The organism is Halobacillus sp. A1-3, assembly GCF_050971765.1.
GTDB lineage: Bacteria > Bacillota > Bacilli > Bacillales > Halobacillaceae > Halobacillus > Halobacillus mangrovi_B.
In genome coordinates this window covers 17,937-34,437 of sequence record NZ_JBPCEO010000011.1, presented here as the reverse complement: position 1 = coordinate 34,437, position 16,501 = coordinate 17,937, and the positions used below count along the sequence as shown (strand labels likewise).

The window sequence follows — 16,501 nt, the reverse complement described above, 5'->3', positions numbered from 1 at the left end:
GTATGGAGACCTCGGAAGGCAAACCTGAAAAGGCTTCGATTATCGGAAGTGGAAAGCGAGTCTTTTTCTCAGATAACCTTTCTCTAACTGAAGGAGCGACATCTTTTAAGTTAGATTTCTTACCTGTCAAATCAGTAGTATATTTTTTTCGTATGTTAAACGAACATAATCAATATTTTATATATGAAAGATCGAGTGTTACTTTGTAATTACATGATAATTGCGAATATTTTGCAGAATAACGCGGCCATCACTAGAAGGAGTGAATCACATGCCCAAAGCGAAAGCTAAATTTAGCGGTAGATTGCAGATGCAGGAAATAGACGTCCAACCAAATGAAAGAACAGCCCAATGGAATGGAAAAAATATTGACCTATCCGATCATTCCTGGGAGGCCCCTATTTCAGGAACGGTTTACGGTACATTATTAAACTATCAAGGTGCTCTAGACCAAATGGGAGACGCCTTACAACAAGATCCCTACAAATCTCCTCCAAAAGCTCCCATTCTCTATATCAAACCTAAAAACACCATTACTGGTCATCAAACTTCTATTCCTATGCCAGCAGATGCTGCAGAGCTTGAAGTCGGAGCCTGTCTTGCATTGGTGATCGGGGAAAAAGCTTCTCGGGTCAGCGAGGAAGAAGCACTGCACTATATTGAAGGTTATACCATTGTTAATGATATTAGCGTTCCTCATGAAAGCGTATTTAGACCGGCGGTGAAGCATAAAGCACGCGATGGGTTCTGCCCTGCAGGTCCATGGATCATAGAACGTGATGCCGTTTCAACCCCTGACAATCTGGTAATTCGTGTCTATGTGAATGGGGAATGCAAGCAAGAAAACCATACGGGGAACCTAGTTCGCTCGGTTCCGCAGCTGCTAGCCGATGTTACAGAATTTATGACACTTGAAAAAGGCGATACGCTGCTTGTTGGTATTCCAGAAAACCCTCCCCGTGTAAAAGATGGGGATCAAATCCAGATCGAAATTGAGCAAGTTGGAGTTCTTGAAAACATAGTGGAAAAAGAAGTACGTGTAGGAGGGATGAAGTCATGAAGACGGCACGGGTAGCCTTTCAAGGTGGAATTTATAAGGCAACGGAACTTTCTGAAGGTGTTCAACTGGATAATGGTTATCAGGTGTCGGAAGAAGAAGTGGTTTGGCTGCCGCCTGTAGAGCCGCAGACAAGTTTTGCACTTGGATTGAATTATTTTGATCATGCGAGTGAGCTTTCTTTTAATGCACCAGAAGAGCCGCTTGTCTTTTTAAAGGGACCGAATACTTTTGTCGGTCACCGTGGTAAAACCTATCGTCCAGCTGATGTGACAAACATGCATTATGAGTGTGAACTTGCAGTCGTCATTGGACGTCAGGCAAAGAACGTCAAAAAAGAGGACGCGTATAGTTATATTACCGGTTATACGATTGCCAATGATTATGCCATACGTGATTACTTAGAGAACTATTATCGACCAAATTTGCGAGTCAAAAACCGGGATCATTGCACACCGATCGGACCTTGGTTGGTCGATGCCGCGGATGTTAAAGATCCTATGAATCTTGCTTTACGTACGTATGTCAATGGGGAGCTTGTTCAGGAAGGCTCAACCAGGGATATGATTTTTGATATTCCCGTACTCATTGAATATTTAAGCAGCTTTATGACACTAAATCCAGGTGACCTGATTTTGACAGGAACGCCAAAAGGGACCGTCGATACAAAAGTGGGAGATGAGGTCATTACCGAAATTGAAGGCTTAGGCCGTCTTGTTAATACAATTACTGATGAGAGAAGCTAACTTAAAGGGGGAATAGTCGTGCCACATGTAATTGTAGAATACACCGATAACTTAACACCTCATACAGATATACAAAGTCTGCTTAAAAAAATCAGTAAGGTGTTAGTAGAACGTGGGGACACCTATCCAATTGGTGGAATTCGCGTAAGAGCCCATAAAGTTATTGATTATCATATTGCTGATGGGAAAGAAGACGATGCGTTTGTTCATACAACATTAAAAATAGGAAAAGGCAGAAGCGAAGAAACGAAGCAAAGAACCTGTGAAGAATTATTTCAGGTGATGAAAGAACACTTCTCTTCCATCTTTGAAGAAAAATACTTAGCTCTATCGCTTGAACTAGTAGAATTCCAACATAAAACCTATAAACACAATAATATCCATAGCCGGTTTAAATAAAAGTTGTAGAGGGCCGGAACAAAGGTCTTCTTTTTTTGATTTTTGTAAGCGTTTTCTTTAAAAGGAGGAACAATCATTGACTGTAGTGGATTCATTGAGACGTAGAGATCTTTTTATCGACGGCAAATGGCAGGAGGCTAGCCAGTATGAAGAACTGAGGTCTCCTTATAGCAAAGAATTACTTTGTAAAATAGCATCAGCTTCTGAAGAAGAAGTTGATCAAGCCATCACAGCAGCTACTGAAGCTCAAAAGAAGATGAGAAAACTACCCGCTTATAAACGAGCAGCAATTCTAGAAAAGCTTTCGTCACTATTAGATTCCAGAAGAGAGGAAGCAGCTCGCCTGATTGCTTTAGAGGCGGCTAAGCCTATTTCAACTGCGAGAGCAGAAGTGGAGCGGACCGTCCAAACCTACAAATTCTCTGCAGAGGAAGTGAAGCAAAGTCATGGAGAAGTCGTTTCTCTAGAGGCGACAAAAGGGGGAGAGAACCGCAGCGGCTACACAAAATATGAACCTCTTGGCGTAATAGGTGCAATTACACCCTTTAACTTTCCAATGAATCTAGTAGCTCACAAAGTAGGTCCTGCGATTGCTGCAGGTAATACAATCGTATTAAAACCAGCCTCCCAAACGCCATTGTCCGCTTATTTTCTTGCAGAATTGCTGGAGGAAGCGGGCCTGCCGAGCGGAGTTTTCAATGTAGTGACAGGTAAAGGGAGAGTAGTAGGCAATAGAATCGTAGAAGATGACAGAGTAAAGATGGTCACCTTTACTGGAAGTCCTGAAGTTGGAAAAGAAATCCGCAGCAAAGCCGGACTGAAAAAGGTGACGCTTGAATTAGGATCCAATGCAGCTGTCATCCTGGATAAAGATATCGATATTGAACCGATTATTTCCCGCTGTGTGACAGGCGCCTTCAGTTTTCAGGGACAAGTGTGCATTTCCCTACAGAGGGTTTACGTACACGAAGAACAGTATGATCTTTTTGTAGACCGGTTTGTGGAGAGAACAAAGCAGCTCGTCATCGGTGATCCTTTGAATGAGGAAACGGATGTCTCTTCTCTCATTTCAGAGTCTGATGTAACTCGTGCTCTCGATTGGATTGAAGAAGCCGTTCAGGGTGGCGCAACCATTGCCGCCGGTGGAACGAATGAAGGGCAAGCTTTATTACCGACGGTTTTGTTAAACGTAAAGTCTGATATGAAAGTCTCCTGCCAAGAAGTTTTTGCGCCGATTGTCATCATTGATAAGATCACTTCCGTTGAGGAAGGGATTGAAAAAGTGAACGACTCAAGGTTTGGGCTGCAGGCTGGGCTTTACACTAACCATATATCTACAGCTCTTGATGCTACTGATTCGCTGGAGGCAGGAGGTGTGATTATTAATGATATTCCAACATTCCGTGTCGATAACATGCCTTATGGGGGAGTAAAAGAAAGCGGAACAGGCAAAGAAGGGGTTAAATATTCGTTTGAAGAGATGTCACAGATGAAACTTGTCGTTTTTAATCGCAATCATTGTTAGATTCTAGAAAATCTTAAGGAGGGCAAATATGTTAGGGATCGATGGTGCTTCTATTGCATTTGTCTGGGTAGCAACGGTTCTTTCTGCGGTTGGCTGTGTCTTCTATGGAGCAGTGATGTGGAATCGAGGGGAAGGTGAGGAAGAGTGAATCTTTCTGTATTAATTCCTTTATGTCTTGCTTATATTGGTGTGATGTCACTACTAGCGTATTACGGTTATAAAAAGACGACTTCTGAAGCTGATTATCTCGTAGGCGGAAGAAACATCAATCCGATTGTTATGGCATTATCCTATGGTGCCACCTTTATCAGCACCTCAGCTATGGTTGGTTTTGGCGGAGTTGCTTCTATCTATGGATTAAGTCTATTGTGGCTCGCTTTTTTAAATATCGTCCTAGGAATTTTTGTAGCTTTCGCAGTTTTTGGTAAAAAGATTCGGAGGCTTTCTCTGAAACTAGATGCCACGACTTTTCCTTCTTTATTAGGAAAACACTATGATTCGAAGTTCATCACGGTCTTCTCAGGTATTGTCATCTTTATCTTTATGCCTGCTTATACAAGTATCGTGTTAATAGGCGGGGGACGCTTCCTGCAGGAAACCCTGTCGATGAACTTTAACGCAGCATTACTGATCCTTGCCGTAATAATTGCTCTTTATGTTATTGGTGGGGGCATCAAGGCCGTCATGTATACCGACGCGTTCGCTGCGGTGATCATGCTCATCGGTATGGCTATTTTTTTATTTGCCAGCTATCAAGCGGTAGGGGGCATCGTGGATGGACACCAGGCGTTAGCCTCTCTTAAATCGATGGTTCCGGACTCCCTCGCCTCCCAGGGGCATCAAGGATGGACAAGCATGCCTGAATTAGGCTCACCTATGTGGTGGACACTCGTCAGCACGATTATCATGGGCGTCGGTATCGGAGTTCTTGCACAGCCGCAATTAGCCATGCGTTGTATGACTGTAAACAATGACCGCGCTCTTTATCGTTCTGTTCTTGTCGGCGGAATCTTTATCTTTTTCATGACAGGGGCAGCTTACATGATCGGACCGCTCAGCAATGTTTATTTTATGGAAACGGCCGGACAACTTTCGATTAGCGTAGCGGGCGGAAATCCTGACCTTGTCATTCCAAAATTCATCAACACACTGATGCCTGGATGGTTCATCTATGTATTTACGCTTACTCTCCTGTCAGCGACAATTTCCACCGTAAGCTCTCTCATCCACGTGCAGGCGAGTGCGTTTGGAGAAGATATCCTGAAAACATTAGGGATCCGATCGGTGTTAGGAAATGTCATCAGCCCCGCTCGCCTTGGTGTCATCGTTGGTGTCATACTCTCAGTCATCCTGGCTTACCTTTTACCGGGAGGAGTCATCGCTCAGGCAACCGCGTTCTGGTTTGGAATTTGCGCAGCCGGTTTCCTGCCTGCATTAGTTGGGGCGTTTTATTGGAAGAAAGCTTCACGTGCAGGAGCGGTTTACAGCATTATTACTGGTTTCGGAGTCAGCATGTTCGGGTTCTTATTTTTGCATGAAAAGCAATCTGTAGCCTTTGGTCTTTCGGAAGCCCTTTTTGGAAAAGGCTATCTTCTTGCTTATCCATGGACCCATGTAGATCCATTATTCTATGCGCTCCCTCTATCAACTATTGTGTTTATAACGGTAAGTTTGTTCACTTCGCATAGACAAGTTGAACAGGAAGACATCCAAACGGAAAGAGTAAACGTGCGCTAAAATACGGGATAAAAAAGAACTTCCCAACGATGGGGAAGTTCTTTTTACATGGTAAAATTAAAAATGCTGGGTGAAGCCCTGAACAAGGCTTATTTATAAAGTATAAATCGTTACCAAAAGAAAAACGTTTATATCTAATTATCCTCACACACCATAAGCATATTCCCGTCTGGATCCTTAAAGACAAAAAATTTGTCGTGCTGGACTTCTGTTACAAGTTCTACGCCATTTTCTTTCATAAATTGGTAGGACTGGTGGATATCCTCTGTACCGAATTGCACAGCAGGGACGTTTAAGCGTGGAAGTTCTCCGTTTTCATCTCTCCACATCGGCATTGTATCAAGTATCATCCCGGCTCCATCCATATCTGCAACGAATAGATGATCAAAATGAATCTCACCATCTTCTATTCCTAGCATTCTGGAATACCATTCTTTTGATTTTTCAATATCACTTACTGGTATAAAGACTAAATTGACTTTGTTTTTGATTGGACTTTTGTTCATATCGATAACCTCCTAAAATACTTTGTGATCTGCTTGCTTCCCCTGGAAAACCGTGCTTTAGATTATTAATAAATGGGGTCGCAAAGGTCTACATGATCTTCATTTTCTGTCCACTTAGAATAGATCTCAAGCGTCCATTTTTCTGGGGATCGTTTATATCCAGTCTCGTCTATCCATTGATGTAAATGTTCATAAACACGGAAAATTTCCGATGCATGTCCCCTGAAATGAAGGACGGCATATTTTTCTTCTGGAATTCCATCAGGGATATCTTCAAAACTCTCAACTTCATAACAAACCCAATAGCCATCGTCTTCGTTAAAGGTCTCAGCCACTTTAAAAGCGCCGATAAGCTTAACGGGCTCCACAAGGTTCTTGATCTCACCTTTGCGACGGTCTAATAACATTGAAGCTTTGGGAATTTCCTTGCTATAACCCGCCATATCTTCACTAACGACGCGAAAGCCTACTAATTTCTTTTTTTCTATTTCTTTTACCCCAGATATCGTAATGGGATTAATCTTTTCCATCTACCCAGCCTCCAAAATGGTATTTAAATCCTATAAGTTCACTTCCATGAAGAGGATATATTTTCCTTTTTAATTTAAGAATTTTGTAAAATGATGTTGTCGATTAACTGTGTTAGGAGTTATTTCGCTTAATAGCAGTAATTTGAAGGATTATCTTCAAATTAAGTGGGGGGGGCGTTAATAATATAGAGTTTGGGCGTTGGCGGGAAACGACTCGTCTAGCTGCATCGCCCAGACACTCGCGTCATAATCCTTACGAACCCATTAGAATTATTTATAAATATCCACAGAGAGACGGTTATATTGAATTACCTTCAACAATAGAAACGTATCTTTTCTATAGGATTAAACTAGTTACTTCCAGAGTGAATAAAAAGAGAGGGCCATTATTCCTCTATGATCGCGTTTCCGTTTAATCAATTAAACATAAGGTGAGAGGGGAAATTGGGAGACTCCTGCGGGAATGGTATGGCTGGCAAGACCCCACAGGTTTGTAAAACCGAGGAGGCTTGCCGTCATCCCCGCGGAAAGCGAGCAATTTCCACTCTCACCTTTACTGATAATAGATAACGGAAACAGTCTGATTGAAGTCTTCAGAAATAGGAGGGGGAGTTTTTATTTATAGTTGAACAAGTTTTTCTAAATCAGTCATATTTACTTCAAACAATCGCAGCAACCTTCTGGAAGCCTTCGTCAGATACCGGTCTTTATGCCAGATCACCACAGCCTTCGCTTCAATATCAGCATTTCTAAACTCATAGCTCTCAATATTAGAAAACGAAAACGCTTCCAAAGTAGAGCGTGGAACAATGGTTGCTCCCACACCATTAGCCACGAGTGATAACAGCATCGTAGCATCAGGGCATTCACAAATAACATCAGGGTCAAATCCGTGCTTTCTGCATTCATCTACAATTAATTCAAATTGCCCCATTCCGCTGATACGATGTAACAGCATTAACGGAAGATCTTTCAAATCTTCAACCTCGACTTCTTTAGCTGCCGAAGGAAACAAGTCCCAGGATTTTGGTGTTACGAGCACGTAAGGTTCGGAAGGAAGAGGGACCATTTCAAATTCATCCCGTTCAATAGGAAGACGGACAACCGCCATTTCGATTTCTCGTCTTCGAATGCATTCAGCCAGAAAGTAGGTATCGCCTTCTCTAAGCTGGTAGGTTAGGTTTGGGTATTGCTGTCTTAATTGATTTAAGGGACCTGTCAAAGAGGAAAAGCATGATTTGTTAGAACCGATATGAAGGGTACCTGTAATTCCTTCATTTGTTTCTTTAACTTCTACAAGTGTTTCTTCTAAATCGTTGAGAATTTGTCCTGCTTTCTGATAGAGCACTTCTCCTGCACTCGTCAATTCAAGCTTACGACCATGGCGGTCAAACAACTTCAGTTCAAGTTCTTCCTCCATCAGTTTGATTTGCTGGCTGAGAGGAGGCTGAGCCATATGGAGTTTTTTGGCTGCTTTCGTTACTTGGCCTTCTTCAGCAACTGTACGAAAGTATCGTAATTGCTTAATATCCACTGTCTTACCTCCGTTTCATATGTATATGAAAATCATATGCAATATAGATATTATAGATATTTTTAATATAGATTGGCCTATGGGATAATTTGAATATACAAACTTTAGCGAATATTTGCAAATTAAGTCCGAGGGCATGAATTATTTTTTTTTGGACAAAAAAGAAAGCGCTATCAAAGAGGAGGATAAGCATGAGTGAACTTACTTTATCTGATATTAACGAAGCAGGAAAACGTGTGATCAAAGAAGTGAAAGACATTCAACTTTACATTGATGGAGCTTTTGTAGATGCAGAAAGTCATGAGCAATTCGATAATTATAACCCTTTTACTAATGAAAAGATCAACAAGGTCGCTTCAGGAGCAGAAGGTGATATAGACAAAGCGGTGAAAGCAGCAAGGAAAGCCTTCAAAGGAGAATGGGGAAGCCTCTCACAAAATGAACGGTTAAGCTACATTTATAAAATTGCAGATTTAATTGATGAGCATATCGATGAAATTGCTCCTCTTGAATCCTACGATACAGGCCTTCCAATCAGCCAGACGAAGAAAATGGTCGCACGCGCTGCACACAATTTCAGGTTCTACGCGGAGATGGTGAAGAGTCGTCTAGTCGGAGATGCGTATCAGGTGGATGATGAGTTTCTCAACTACACGATTCATAAGCCTTTAGGTGTAGCTGGGCTAATCACACCTTGGAACGCGCCGTTCATGCTTGAGACATGGAAAATTGCGCCGGCACTGGCTACAGGAAATACAGTGGTGTTAAAACCTGCAGAATGGTCCCCGCTTACAGCCAATCGATTAGCTGAAATTATTGATAAAGCCGGTCTCCCTGACGGTGTCTTTAACGTCGTTCATGGCTATGGGGAGACAGCTGGTGCGTCATTGGTGGCTCATGAAGATGTGGAGTTAATTTCTTTTACAGGAGAAACGACGACAGGTTCTGAAATTATGAAAAATGGCGCTGATACGTTGAAGCGTTTTTCTATGGAATTAGGTGGAAAATCACCAATCATTGTGTTTGATGATGCAGATTTTGAGCGGGCAATCGATGCCTGTACCTGGGGAATCTTCTCCTTTAACGGAGAACGCTGTACCGCCAACTCACGATTGTATGTTCATGAGGACATCGCTGCTGATTTTATTGCAGCTCTGAAAGATCGAGTCAAAAACATTGTGGTAGGCGACCCGATGAAAGAAGACACACAAGTCGGACCTTTGATTCACACGAAACACTATGAAAGTGTGAAAAGTTATTTAGAACTTGCGAAAGAAGAAGGCTGTCAGGTCATCAGTGGATCTGTTCCAGAAGAGCACGCCCGAGGTAATTTTGTTGCTCCAACTTTACTTCTTAACGCAGATACGTCAATGAGAGTGGTACAGGAAGAGATCTTTGGCCCGGTGATCGCTGTGATGACCTTTAAAGGTGAAGCGGAAGTCATTGAGCATGCGAATAATGTTCGCTACGGACTAGCTGGCTATGTTTGGACTAAAGATCTTCAGCGAGGCCACCGCGTTGCGCAGGCGATTGATTCTGGGATGTTGTGGATCAATTCTCAAAATGTACGGGATCTAAGGACGCCATTCGGCGGTTCCAAGCACAGTGGAATTGGACGTGAAGGCGGTCATTATGCTTTTGAATTTTATACAGAAGTGCAAATCATTCATGTAGCGCTGGGAGAACATCGTATCCCTCAATTCGGAAAAAAATAACCAAGGAGGAATTTATTTATGCCCGCAAAAACAGGAGCTCAGTATAAAGAGAAGTTAAAGAATGCTAAAAATAATATCTATATTCACGGAGAACGTGTCGAGGACCCGACAACTCATCCAGCTTTCAAAAATGTCGTTCAATCGATGGCAGATTTATATGACCTTCAATATGAAAAGCCGGAGAAAATGCTCTACACCTCTCCTCAAACAGGTGACAAAGTAGGAATGACGTTTTACCGCCCGGAAACGATCGATGATTTGGTTAAGCGGAGAGAAGCAATCCAGGAATGGGCGCGCCTTTCCGGAGGTCTGATGGGACGCTCACCTGATTATTTGAATGCAGAAGTAATGGCTATGGGTGTAGCCTACGACTTATTTGGTGAAGATGACCCGATGTTTGCGGAGAATGCCAAAAATTATTATGACTATGCACGAGAAAATGACATCAGCTTGACTCACACGTTGATCCACCCACAAGTGAACCGTCAAAAAGCGCAGCACGAGCAAAAGGATGCAAATGTAGCGCTCCACCTTGTTGAAAAACGCTCGGATGGAATCATTGTTGATGGTGCTCGCCTACTTGCCACTCAAGGCGGTATTACCGATGAGATTCTTGTATTCCCATCTACAGTTAAAAAAGCTGGCGAGCTTGACGACCCTTATTCTCTTGCATTTGTGGTACCGAACAATACTCCAGGGCTTAAGTTCATCAGCCGTGAATCCTTTGATTATGGTAAAAACACGTGGGATCACCCATTGAGCAGCCGTTTTGAAGAGGGCGACGCAATTGTTTATTTTGACAACGTATTTGTACCGTGGGGTAAGGTCTTTGTTTGTGGAAACTCTTCCATTTGTAACCGTACTTTTACAGAAACGAATGCTGTTGTGCACATGTCCCATCAGGTCGTAGCGAAAAACGTGGTCAAAACGGAATTCCTGCTTGGAGTTGTTCTTAATCTGATGGAGTCGATCGGAATCGACAAGTTCCAGCACGTTCAGGATAAAGGAACGGAAATCATGCTCGTGCTTGAAACGATGAAATCCCACCTCTTCAAAGCCGAGCACAATGCCAAGCTGGATAAATGGGGAACAATGACACCTGACTTTGAAGCCCTGAATGCAGCTAGAAACTGGTATCCAAGAATGTATCCGCGTCTTGTCGAAATCCTCCGTATTCTAGGAGCTTCCGGACTGATGGGTATTCCAACAGAAGAGGATTTCCATCACGAGGAGATTGGTCCGCTAGTCAACCGTGCGCTGCAGTCTAAGAATCTTGAAGGCTATGAACGTGTGAAACTCTTCCGTCTCGCCTGGGATCTGACGATGAGTGCCTTTGGCAGCAGACAGACACACTATGAATATTACTTCTTTGGGGACCCGGTGAAAATGGGTATGACCTACTTTGAACAGTTCAATAAAGAGCCATATAAAGACTACGTCCAGGACTTTTTGAAAAAAGTAAAAACTTCCAAACCAAACTATACAAGCGTATAAGGAGTGAAGAAGATGGATTTTGATATCATTCGTGCCGGCCGTGCTGTTTTACATGTCACAGATCTAGAGAGATCAAGAGCTTTTTACGAAGCTCTTGGTTTCATCGAAACTGCTTCAGATGATGAACAGATATTCTTCAGAGGGCTTGAAGAGCATAATCACCATAGTCTTTTACTGAAAAAAAGAGAAAAACCAGCTGTAGAGGTCATTAGTTATAAAGTAAGATCTGAGAAAGATTTAGATCAATTAGCTGCCTTTTATGATGGGCAGGGCACCGAAGTCAAGTGGATGGAGGCGAGCTCACAAGAAGCTGTCGGGCGTGCGCTGAGAATTCAAGATGTTTCCGGACTGCCTGTGGAGTACTATGCGGAAATGGATCAAGCTGAACGAATGATCCAAAAATATCACTACCACAAAGGGGCTAAAGTGCAGCGGATCGATCATTTCAACTGCATGGTTCCGGATGTGGAAAAAGCGTATGACCACTATATTAATCAATTAGGCTTCGCCTGCTCTGAATATACAGAAGGGGAAGAAAAGAAAATATGGGCGGCTTGGCTGCACCGTAAACCAAGTGTTCATGATGTAGCTTACATGAATGGACTGGGACCGCGACTTCACCATATTGGTTTTTGGCTGAAGGATCCTATGAACTTGATTGACGGCTGCGATGTGCTTGCTTCTATGGGGTACGGCCCAGCGATTGAACGAGGACCTGGACGGCACGGATTATCTAATGCAATGTTCCTCTACTTAAGGGATCCGGACGGACACCGTATTGAGCTTTATAATGGAGACTATTTGACAAGTGACCCTGATTTCAAACCGGTTCGCTGGGATTTGGATGACCCGATGCGTCAGACGTTCTGGGGTCATAAAGCCCCTGACAGCTGGTTTGATGAAGCATCAGAAGTCCTTGATGTTCATTCGAATGAAAAAGTAACGCTTAATGAGCCGAAACTGAAGAAACGGAAGCCAACTTTTGTAACTTGATCAAGAAAAAATTAACTAGAGGTGATCATGATGGACGATCGTATGTTCAGAACAGCCATGGGCAAGTTTGCGACAGGGGTAACGGTTATTGCTTCAGAAGTTGATGGCCAGGTTCACGGAATGACAGCCAATGCGTTTATGTCGGTTTCCCTTGATCCCAAGCTTATCCTTATTTCTATCGATAAGAGAGCCAAAATGAATGAAGTGATTCAAAAGGCAAACAAATTCACCGTCAATATTCTCTCTGGAGATCAAAAAGAAATGTCGATGATTTTCGCCGGGCAGATTAAAGAAAATCAACATGTAGAATTTGAAACGTTTGAGGGGCTTCCGGTCATTGAAAATTCACTTGTCAGTCTTGCTTGCAACGTCTATGAAGCTCATGAAGCAGGGGACCATACGTTGTACGTGGGAGAAGTGATCAACCTGAATGTTCAAGATGGGGAACCACTTGCGTTTTATGAAGGTAAATACATGCAAATGACATAACGAAGGAGGAGGGCAAGGATGATAACCATCCCTATTAACCACCCAATTTCACGATCGATCCAAGAAAACAGTCAGTCATGCGTGATGGCCTTAGGATTTTTTGACGGCGTCCACTTGGGACACCAGAAAATTATTCGAACAGCGAAGAAAATAGCGAAAGATAAAGGGTTAAAACTTGCGGTTATGACCTTTGCCCAGCATCCCTCTTCGGTCATTCCTAAAGGGCCGACGATCACTAATTTTATAACACCTCTTTCTGAAAAAGAGAAGGTATTTGAACAACTTGGCGTCGATTTCCTCTATGTTGTTGATTTTACAAAGGAAGTGGCACAAACTCCTCATCAGCAGTTTGTCGATCAATATTTATGCGGACTCAACAGTAAGCACGTCGTTGCTGGGTTCGATTATAAATATGGATTCAAAGGCAAAGGAGATATGAATCAGCTGCTTATAGACAGTAAGGGAAGATTCGGTGTCACTACCGTCTCAAAATTTGAGAAACATGAGCAAAAAGTAAGCTCAACTCTTTTGAGATCGCTGATTTCTACAGGAAGAGTTGAAGAAATTCAGGCATACCTCGGGAGAAGCTATGAAATGACTGGTGAAGTCAAAAGCAAAGGGAGAACATGTACGTTTTCTTTTGATCCGACCTACTATATGCCTTCTCCGGGACAATACGAAGTAACTGTTATTAATAGTAAAGTTCATGCAAAAGGGATGTGTGAGGTTAAATCCATTCACAGGCCGGGACAGATTGCCATCACTTTTTTTGATGAGCTTCTGTTTGAAGATTTTAAGGATGCTAGATTGCAATGGAACAATTTCATTGCTGACTTTGAAATGGACGCTCTGCATGCGCAAAGGGATTTACGAGAGTTAGAAATGAGTATGTAAAGAACGAGAAGGAGGAGATAGGATGAGAGATTACCAAGAGATAAAGTCGAGATTAAGAGGTTCGGTCACTCCTGTCATTACGCCATTTAAAGCGAATCATGACATCGATTTCGATACCCTTTCGGAGTTAATCGAATTTCAATTGGAAAACGGTACTCACGCGATTTCGGTTACGGGCACTTCAGGGGAACCGAGCTCTTTGACAGAAGAAGAAAGAGTGCAGGTCATGAACACAGCCCATCAGACGATTAATGGCAGAGTTCCATTTGTACCGGGAACAGGGTCTACCAACCATGATGAAACGATGCGTCTAACAAAAAAAGCAGAGGAAATCGGAGCGGATGCGGCACTAGTCATTGTGCCTTACTACAACAAGCCGAACCAGAAAGCTTTATACAAACACTTCAAAACGGTTGCTGACTCTGTAAGTATTCCGATTATCGTCTACAATATTCCGGGACGCACAGCACAGAATCTCCATGTGGATACGTTAGCTCAGTTGAGTAAGGATTGCCCGAACATTATCGGGGTTAAAGAATCGAACAAAGACTTCGAACACGTCAACCGCGTACTGTTGAAATGCGGTCGAGATTTCCTATTATTCTCTGGGATCGAATTGCTCTGCTATCCGATGCTTGCGATCGGCGGTGTAGGTTCGGTCAGTGCAACAGCGAATGTGCTGCCAGGGAAAGTCGCTCAGATGCATGATGCCTGGTTCGACGGAGATGTAGCGACAGCTCAAAAACTTCACTATGAGCTTATGGAGCTGAATGATGTTCTGTTCAAAGATACTAATCCAGCTCCGGTGAAAGCAGCGCTTGGTATGATGGGCAAGATAGAGCCCCATTTAAGGCTGCCAATGGATCTCCCTTCCGAAGAACTGCAAAACGAAATCCGTGAAACCTTAAACAAATACGGTGTAAGCCTCCAATACGCTTAAAAGACTTATAAACCAAAGCGGTCTCCTTCTTCTGAAAGAATCGAAGGGCCGCTTTTATTTTTCTCTTGCCCCTTTCCCTTCCGCTCCTCAGGTCATCCAGATTCTGGATGACCTGAGGAGCGGAAGGGAAAGGGCAATAATTAAAGATCAGCCATTTGCATGGTGGAAGTAGTCAGGATCATTAAATTGAATAGATTTATTTTTAAAAGTTAGCACCCCTTGTTTTCTATAATCACTGATAACATGACTAACGGTTTCACGTGACGTCCCTGCTAGATGGGCAATATCTGTTGTGGTCATAGGGCAAGGGATGGTAATCCACGTTTTTTCCGATTCACCAAGTTCGTCCATGAGATAAGTTAAGACGCTTTTCACGCGTTCTGTAGCATGAGAGGTTGTTGTATATTGCAGTCGGTTTTCGTGATGTTCAAGGATGGAAGATAATGCGTGTATGATGTGTAACATTTGCTCATTGTTTTGCATGACCATTTTTTCGAAGTAAACCGTCGGAATATAGTAAAGTTCTACATCAGTAAGCGCCGTAGCAGTATAATGATAGTCATCTGCTTTAAACATGCCGTGATAAGGAAAAAGAGTATAAGGCTTCAAATAGTCTCCATAGCCATTTGCTCCATTCTTGTTTGTGCGCTCTAATCTAATGTAGCCGTTGATTAAAAAATAAATACGCTCACGCGGATCTCCTTCTGTAAACAGAACTTGCCCTTTTTTGTATTTTCTTTGATACAAATGGTAAATGACATCATTAAGCTGCATCGGTGTAGATTTAGAGAATAAGGGGAATTTAACTAGCGTTTCAATCGTATTCTTCAGATCGGTTACTTTCATATGAGTCACACCCTTCCATCTCCATTATAATCCATCCCACATTCTATGAATTTGGAAATCTGGATAGATTTGTGGCAAAACTTCAACAAAAAAGGCATCACTCATCAATGATGCCTTTTTTAGATACTATATTGTCACCGAAGAGGGTGTACATGATATATGAGTACCTGTTTTTCCCTCTAATGCTTCTAAAGCAAAGTCTAATGAAGTAATAATCGATTTTCTTCCAGCTTTACTTTCAACAAACTCTACAGCAGCTTCTACTTTTGGCAGCATACTTCCGGGAGCAAACTGCCCGTCAGCAGCCCACTTTTTCAGGGCTTCTGTAGTTACCTCGTTAATTGGCTCAGCATTAGATTGGTTATAGTTAAGGCTCACATGGCTGACATTCGTAAGCACTAGGAAAATATCAGCTTCAATGGACTCTGCTAGTTTTTCAGAAGCAAAATCTTTGTCAATAACTGCTTCCACTCCGTGATAATGATCGCCTATTTTAGTAACAGGGATCCCGCCTCCTCCAACAGCAATAACCACATTTCCCGCCTGTATAAGTTGTTGAATCATCTGATGCTCGACAATGTGAATAGGTTTTGGAGAAGGAACGACTCTCCTCCAACCTCTTCCAGCATCTTCTACGAACAATACTTGGTTGTCCTTCATTAACTGGTGAGCTTCTTCTCTTTTATAAAAAGGTCCAATTGGTTTAGATGGGTGAGTAAAGGCTGGATCATTTTTAGAAACTTCTACCTGAGTAATCACTGATCCTACTGGTTTATGAATTCCTTTTTCCTCTAAACCTTCTCTAATCGCATTTTGCAGCCAATACCCTAACATTCCTTGGGTCATAGCCCCACACGTATCTAAAGGCATCGCAGGAGTCGCATTAGAATGGGTTGCTTTTTGCTGAAGCATAAGGTTTCCTACTTGTGGGCCATTCCCATGAGTGATAATCACGTCATACCCTGCTTCAATGATGGCAACGATTTGTTCAACTGTTTTTCGTATTGCTTTTTGCTGAGCTTCAGCGGATGGGTCTTTCGATTGGATGGCGTTTCCACCAAGAGCAATTACAATTTTTTTTCGTTTCATAAGAATG

General features: G+C 42.6%; 17 protein-coding genes. 12 read left to right on the top strand and 5 right to left on the bottom strand.

Going from position 1 to position 16,501, the window contains the following annotated elements:
- Window positions 1–271 precede the first annotated feature (271 nt).
- The 6 genes from ACRYKC_RS17645 (at window position 272) to ACRYKC_RS17620 (ending at window position 5,464) form a co-directional block, all read left to right on the top strand.
- Window positions 272–1,060, top strand: a complete 789-nt coding sequence (locus ACRYKC_RS17645; RefSeq protein WP_433808737.1) for a fumarylacetoacetate hydrolase family protein — start codon at window positions 272–274, stop codon at window positions 1,058–1,060.
- Window positions 1,057–1,803, top strand: coding sequence for a fumarylacetoacetate hydrolase family protein (locus ACRYKC_RS17640; RefSeq protein ID WP_433808735.1), 747 nt, complete (start codon window positions 1,057–1,059; stop codon window positions 1,801–1,803). Before ACRYKC_RS17645 ends, ACRYKC_RS17640 begins: the two co-directional genes overlap by 4 nt.
- Before the next feature lie 18 nt (window positions 1,804–1,821).
- Window positions 1,822–2,202, top strand: coding sequence for a 5-carboxymethyl-2-hydroxymuconate Delta-isomerase (locus ACRYKC_RS17635; RefSeq protein ID WP_433808733.1), 381 nt, complete (start codon window positions 1,822–1,824; stop codon window positions 2,200–2,202).
- Between the two features lie 85 nt (window positions 2,203–2,287).
- Window positions 2,288–3,727: an aldehyde dehydrogenase family protein gene (locus ACRYKC_RS17630; protein WP_433808970.1), complete on the top strand. Its 1,440-nt coding sequence runs from the start codon at window positions 2,288–2,290 to the stop codon at window positions 3,725–3,727.
- Between the two features lie 28 nt (window positions 3,728–3,755).
- Window positions 3,756–3,875 (top strand): symporter small accessory protein, encoded by a 120-nt coding sequence (locus ACRYKC_RS17625; RefSeq protein WP_433808731.1) that lies wholly within the window; start codon window positions 3,756–3,758, stop codon window positions 3,873–3,875.
- Window positions 3,872–5,464 (top strand): sodium:solute symporter family protein, encoded by a 1,593-nt coding sequence (locus ACRYKC_RS17620; RefSeq protein WP_433808729.1) that lies wholly within the window; start codon window positions 3,872–3,874, stop codon window positions 5,462–5,464. The genes ACRYKC_RS17625 and ACRYKC_RS17620 overlap by 4 nt, the downstream gene beginning before the upstream one ends.
- Before the next feature lie 134 nt (window positions 5,465–5,598).
- On the opposite strand, the gene ACRYKC_RS17615 is transcribed toward ACRYKC_RS17620, so the two are convergent.
- The 3 genes from ACRYKC_RS17615 to ACRYKC_RS17605 all read right to left on the bottom strand — a co-directional run bounded on the left by ACRYKC_RS17615 (window position 5,599) and on the right by ACRYKC_RS17605 (window position 8,034).
- Entirely contained in the window at window positions 5,599–5,970 is a 372-nt protein-coding gene (locus ACRYKC_RS17615) for a VOC family protein (RefSeq protein WP_433808727.1), read from the bottom strand.
- A 65-nt stretch (window positions 5,971–6,035) separates the two neighbouring features.
- Window positions 6,036–6,500, bottom strand: a complete 465-nt coding sequence (locus ACRYKC_RS17610) for a GyrI-like domain-containing protein (protein ID WP_433808725.1) — start codon at window positions 6,498–6,500, stop codon at window positions 6,036–6,038.
- A gap of 619 nt (window positions 6,501–7,119) precedes the next feature.
- Window positions 7,120–8,034, bottom strand: coding sequence for a LysR family transcriptional regulator (locus tag ACRYKC_RS17605; RefSeq protein ID WP_433808723.1), 915 nt, complete (start codon window positions 8,032–8,034; stop codon window positions 7,120–7,122).
- Window positions 8,035–8,225: 191 nt separating this feature from the next.
- Between ACRYKC_RS17605 and hpaE the strand changes: the two genes are divergently transcribed.
- Genes hpaE through hpaI form a run of 6 tightly spaced genes read left to right on the top strand, consistent with a single transcriptional unit; the run spans window position 8,226 to window position 14,559 of the window.
- A complete protein-coding gene (gene hpaE, locus ACRYKC_RS17600) occupies window positions 8,226–9,749 on the top strand; it encodes a 5-carboxymethyl-2-hydroxymuconate semialdehyde dehydrogenase (protein ID WP_433808721.1) in 1,524 nt (507 codons plus the stop codon).
- An 18-nt stretch (window positions 9,750–9,767) separates the two neighbouring features.
- Window positions 9,768–11,243, top strand: coding sequence for a 4-hydroxyphenylacetate 3-monooxygenase, oxygenase component (gene hpaB / locus ACRYKC_RS17595; protein ID WP_433808719.1), 1,476 nt, complete (start codon window positions 9,768–9,770; stop codon window positions 11,241–11,243).
- Between the two features lie 12 nt (window positions 11,244–11,255).
- Window positions 11,256–12,236 (top strand): 3,4-dihydroxyphenylacetate 2,3-dioxygenase, encoded by a 981-nt coding sequence (gene hpaD, locus ACRYKC_RS17590; RefSeq protein WP_433808717.1) that lies wholly within the window; start codon window positions 11,256–11,258, stop codon window positions 12,234–12,236.
- 30 nt (window positions 12,237–12,266) lie between these two features.
- Complete coding sequence (locus ACRYKC_RS17585; protein WP_433808715.1) at window positions 12,267–12,725, top strand: flavin reductase family protein; 459 nt, start codon at window positions 12,267–12,269, stop codon at window positions 12,723–12,725.
- An 18-nt stretch (window positions 12,726–12,743) separates the two neighbouring features.
- The gene (locus tag ACRYKC_RS17580) at window positions 12,744–13,619 is read left to right on the top strand and encodes an adenylyltransferase/cytidyltransferase family protein (RefSeq protein WP_433808713.1); all 876 of its coding nucleotides are present in this window, start codon (window positions 12,744–12,746) and stop codon (window positions 13,617–13,619) included.
- A gap of 22 nt (window positions 13,620–13,641) precedes the next feature.
- Entirely contained in the window at window positions 13,642–14,559 is a 918-nt protein-coding gene (gene hpaI / locus ACRYKC_RS17575) for a 2,4-dihydroxyhept-2-ene-1,7-dioic acid aldolase (protein ID WP_433808711.1), read from the top strand.
- A gap of 147 nt (window positions 14,560–14,706) precedes the next feature.
- Here the strand turns inward: hpaI and ACRYKC_RS17570 are convergent, their stop codons facing one another.
- Both ACRYKC_RS17570 and arcC read right to left on the bottom strand, forming a co-directional pair.
- Window positions 14,707–15,405 (bottom strand): Crp/Fnr family transcriptional regulator, encoded by a 699-nt coding sequence (locus ACRYKC_RS17570; RefSeq protein ID WP_433808710.1) that lies wholly within the window; start codon window positions 15,403–15,405, stop codon window positions 14,707–14,709.
- A 126-nt stretch (window positions 15,406–15,531) separates the two neighbouring features.
- Complete coding sequence (gene arcC, locus ACRYKC_RS17565) at window positions 15,532–16,494, bottom strand: carbamate kinase (RefSeq protein ID WP_433808709.1); 963 nt, start codon at window positions 16,492–16,494, stop codon at window positions 15,532–15,534.
- Between the last annotated feature and the right edge of the window lie 7 nt (window positions 16,495–16,501).

Coding starts and splice junctions, on each gene's coding strand:
- ACRYKC_RS17645 (WP_433808737.1), top strand. CDS start 272: ATGCCCAAAGCGAAAGCTAAATTTAGCGGTAGATTGCAGATGCAGGAA.
- ACRYKC_RS17640 (WP_433808735.1), top strand. CDS start 1,057: ATGAAGACGGCACGGGTAGCCTTTCAAGGTGGAATTTATAAGGCAACG.
- ACRYKC_RS17625 (WP_433808731.1), top strand. CDS start 3,756: ATGTTAGGGATCGATGGTGCTTCTATTGCATTTGTCTGGGTAGCAACG.
- ACRYKC_RS17615 (WP_433808727.1), bottom strand. CDS start 5,970: ATGAACAAAAGTCCAATCAAAAACAAAGTCAATTTAGTCTTTATACCA.
- ACRYKC_RS17610 (WP_433808725.1), bottom strand. CDS start 6,500: ATGGAAAAGATTAATCCCATTACGATATCTGGGGTAAAAGAAATAGAA.
- hpaE (WP_433808721.1), top strand. CDS start 8,226: ATGAGTGAACTTACTTTATCTGATATTAACGAAGCAGGAAAACGTGTG.
- hpaB (WP_433808719.1), top strand. CDS start 9,768: ATGCCCGCAAAAACAGGAGCTCAGTATAAAGAGAAGTTAAAGAATGCT.
- hpaD (WP_433808717.1), top strand. CDS start 11,256: ATGGATTTTGATATCATTCGTGCCGGCCGTGCTGTTTTACATGTCACA.
- ACRYKC_RS17585 (WP_433808715.1), top strand. CDS start 12,267: ATGGACGATCGTATGTTCAGAACAGCCATGGGCAAGTTTGCGACAGGG.
- ACRYKC_RS17580 (WP_433808713.1), top strand. CDS start 12,744: ATGATAACCATCCCTATTAACCACCCAATTTCACGATCGATCCAAGAA.
- hpaI (WP_433808711.1), top strand. CDS start 13,642: ATGAGAGATTACCAAGAGATAAAGTCGAGATTAAGAGGTTCGGTCACT.
- ACRYKC_RS17570 (WP_433808710.1), bottom strand. CDS start 15,405: ATGAAAGTAACCGATCTGAAGAATACGATTGAAACGCTAGTTAAATTC.
- arcC (WP_433808709.1), bottom strand. CDS start 16,494: ATGAAACGAAAAAAAATTGTAATTGCTCTTGGTGGAAACGCCATCCAA.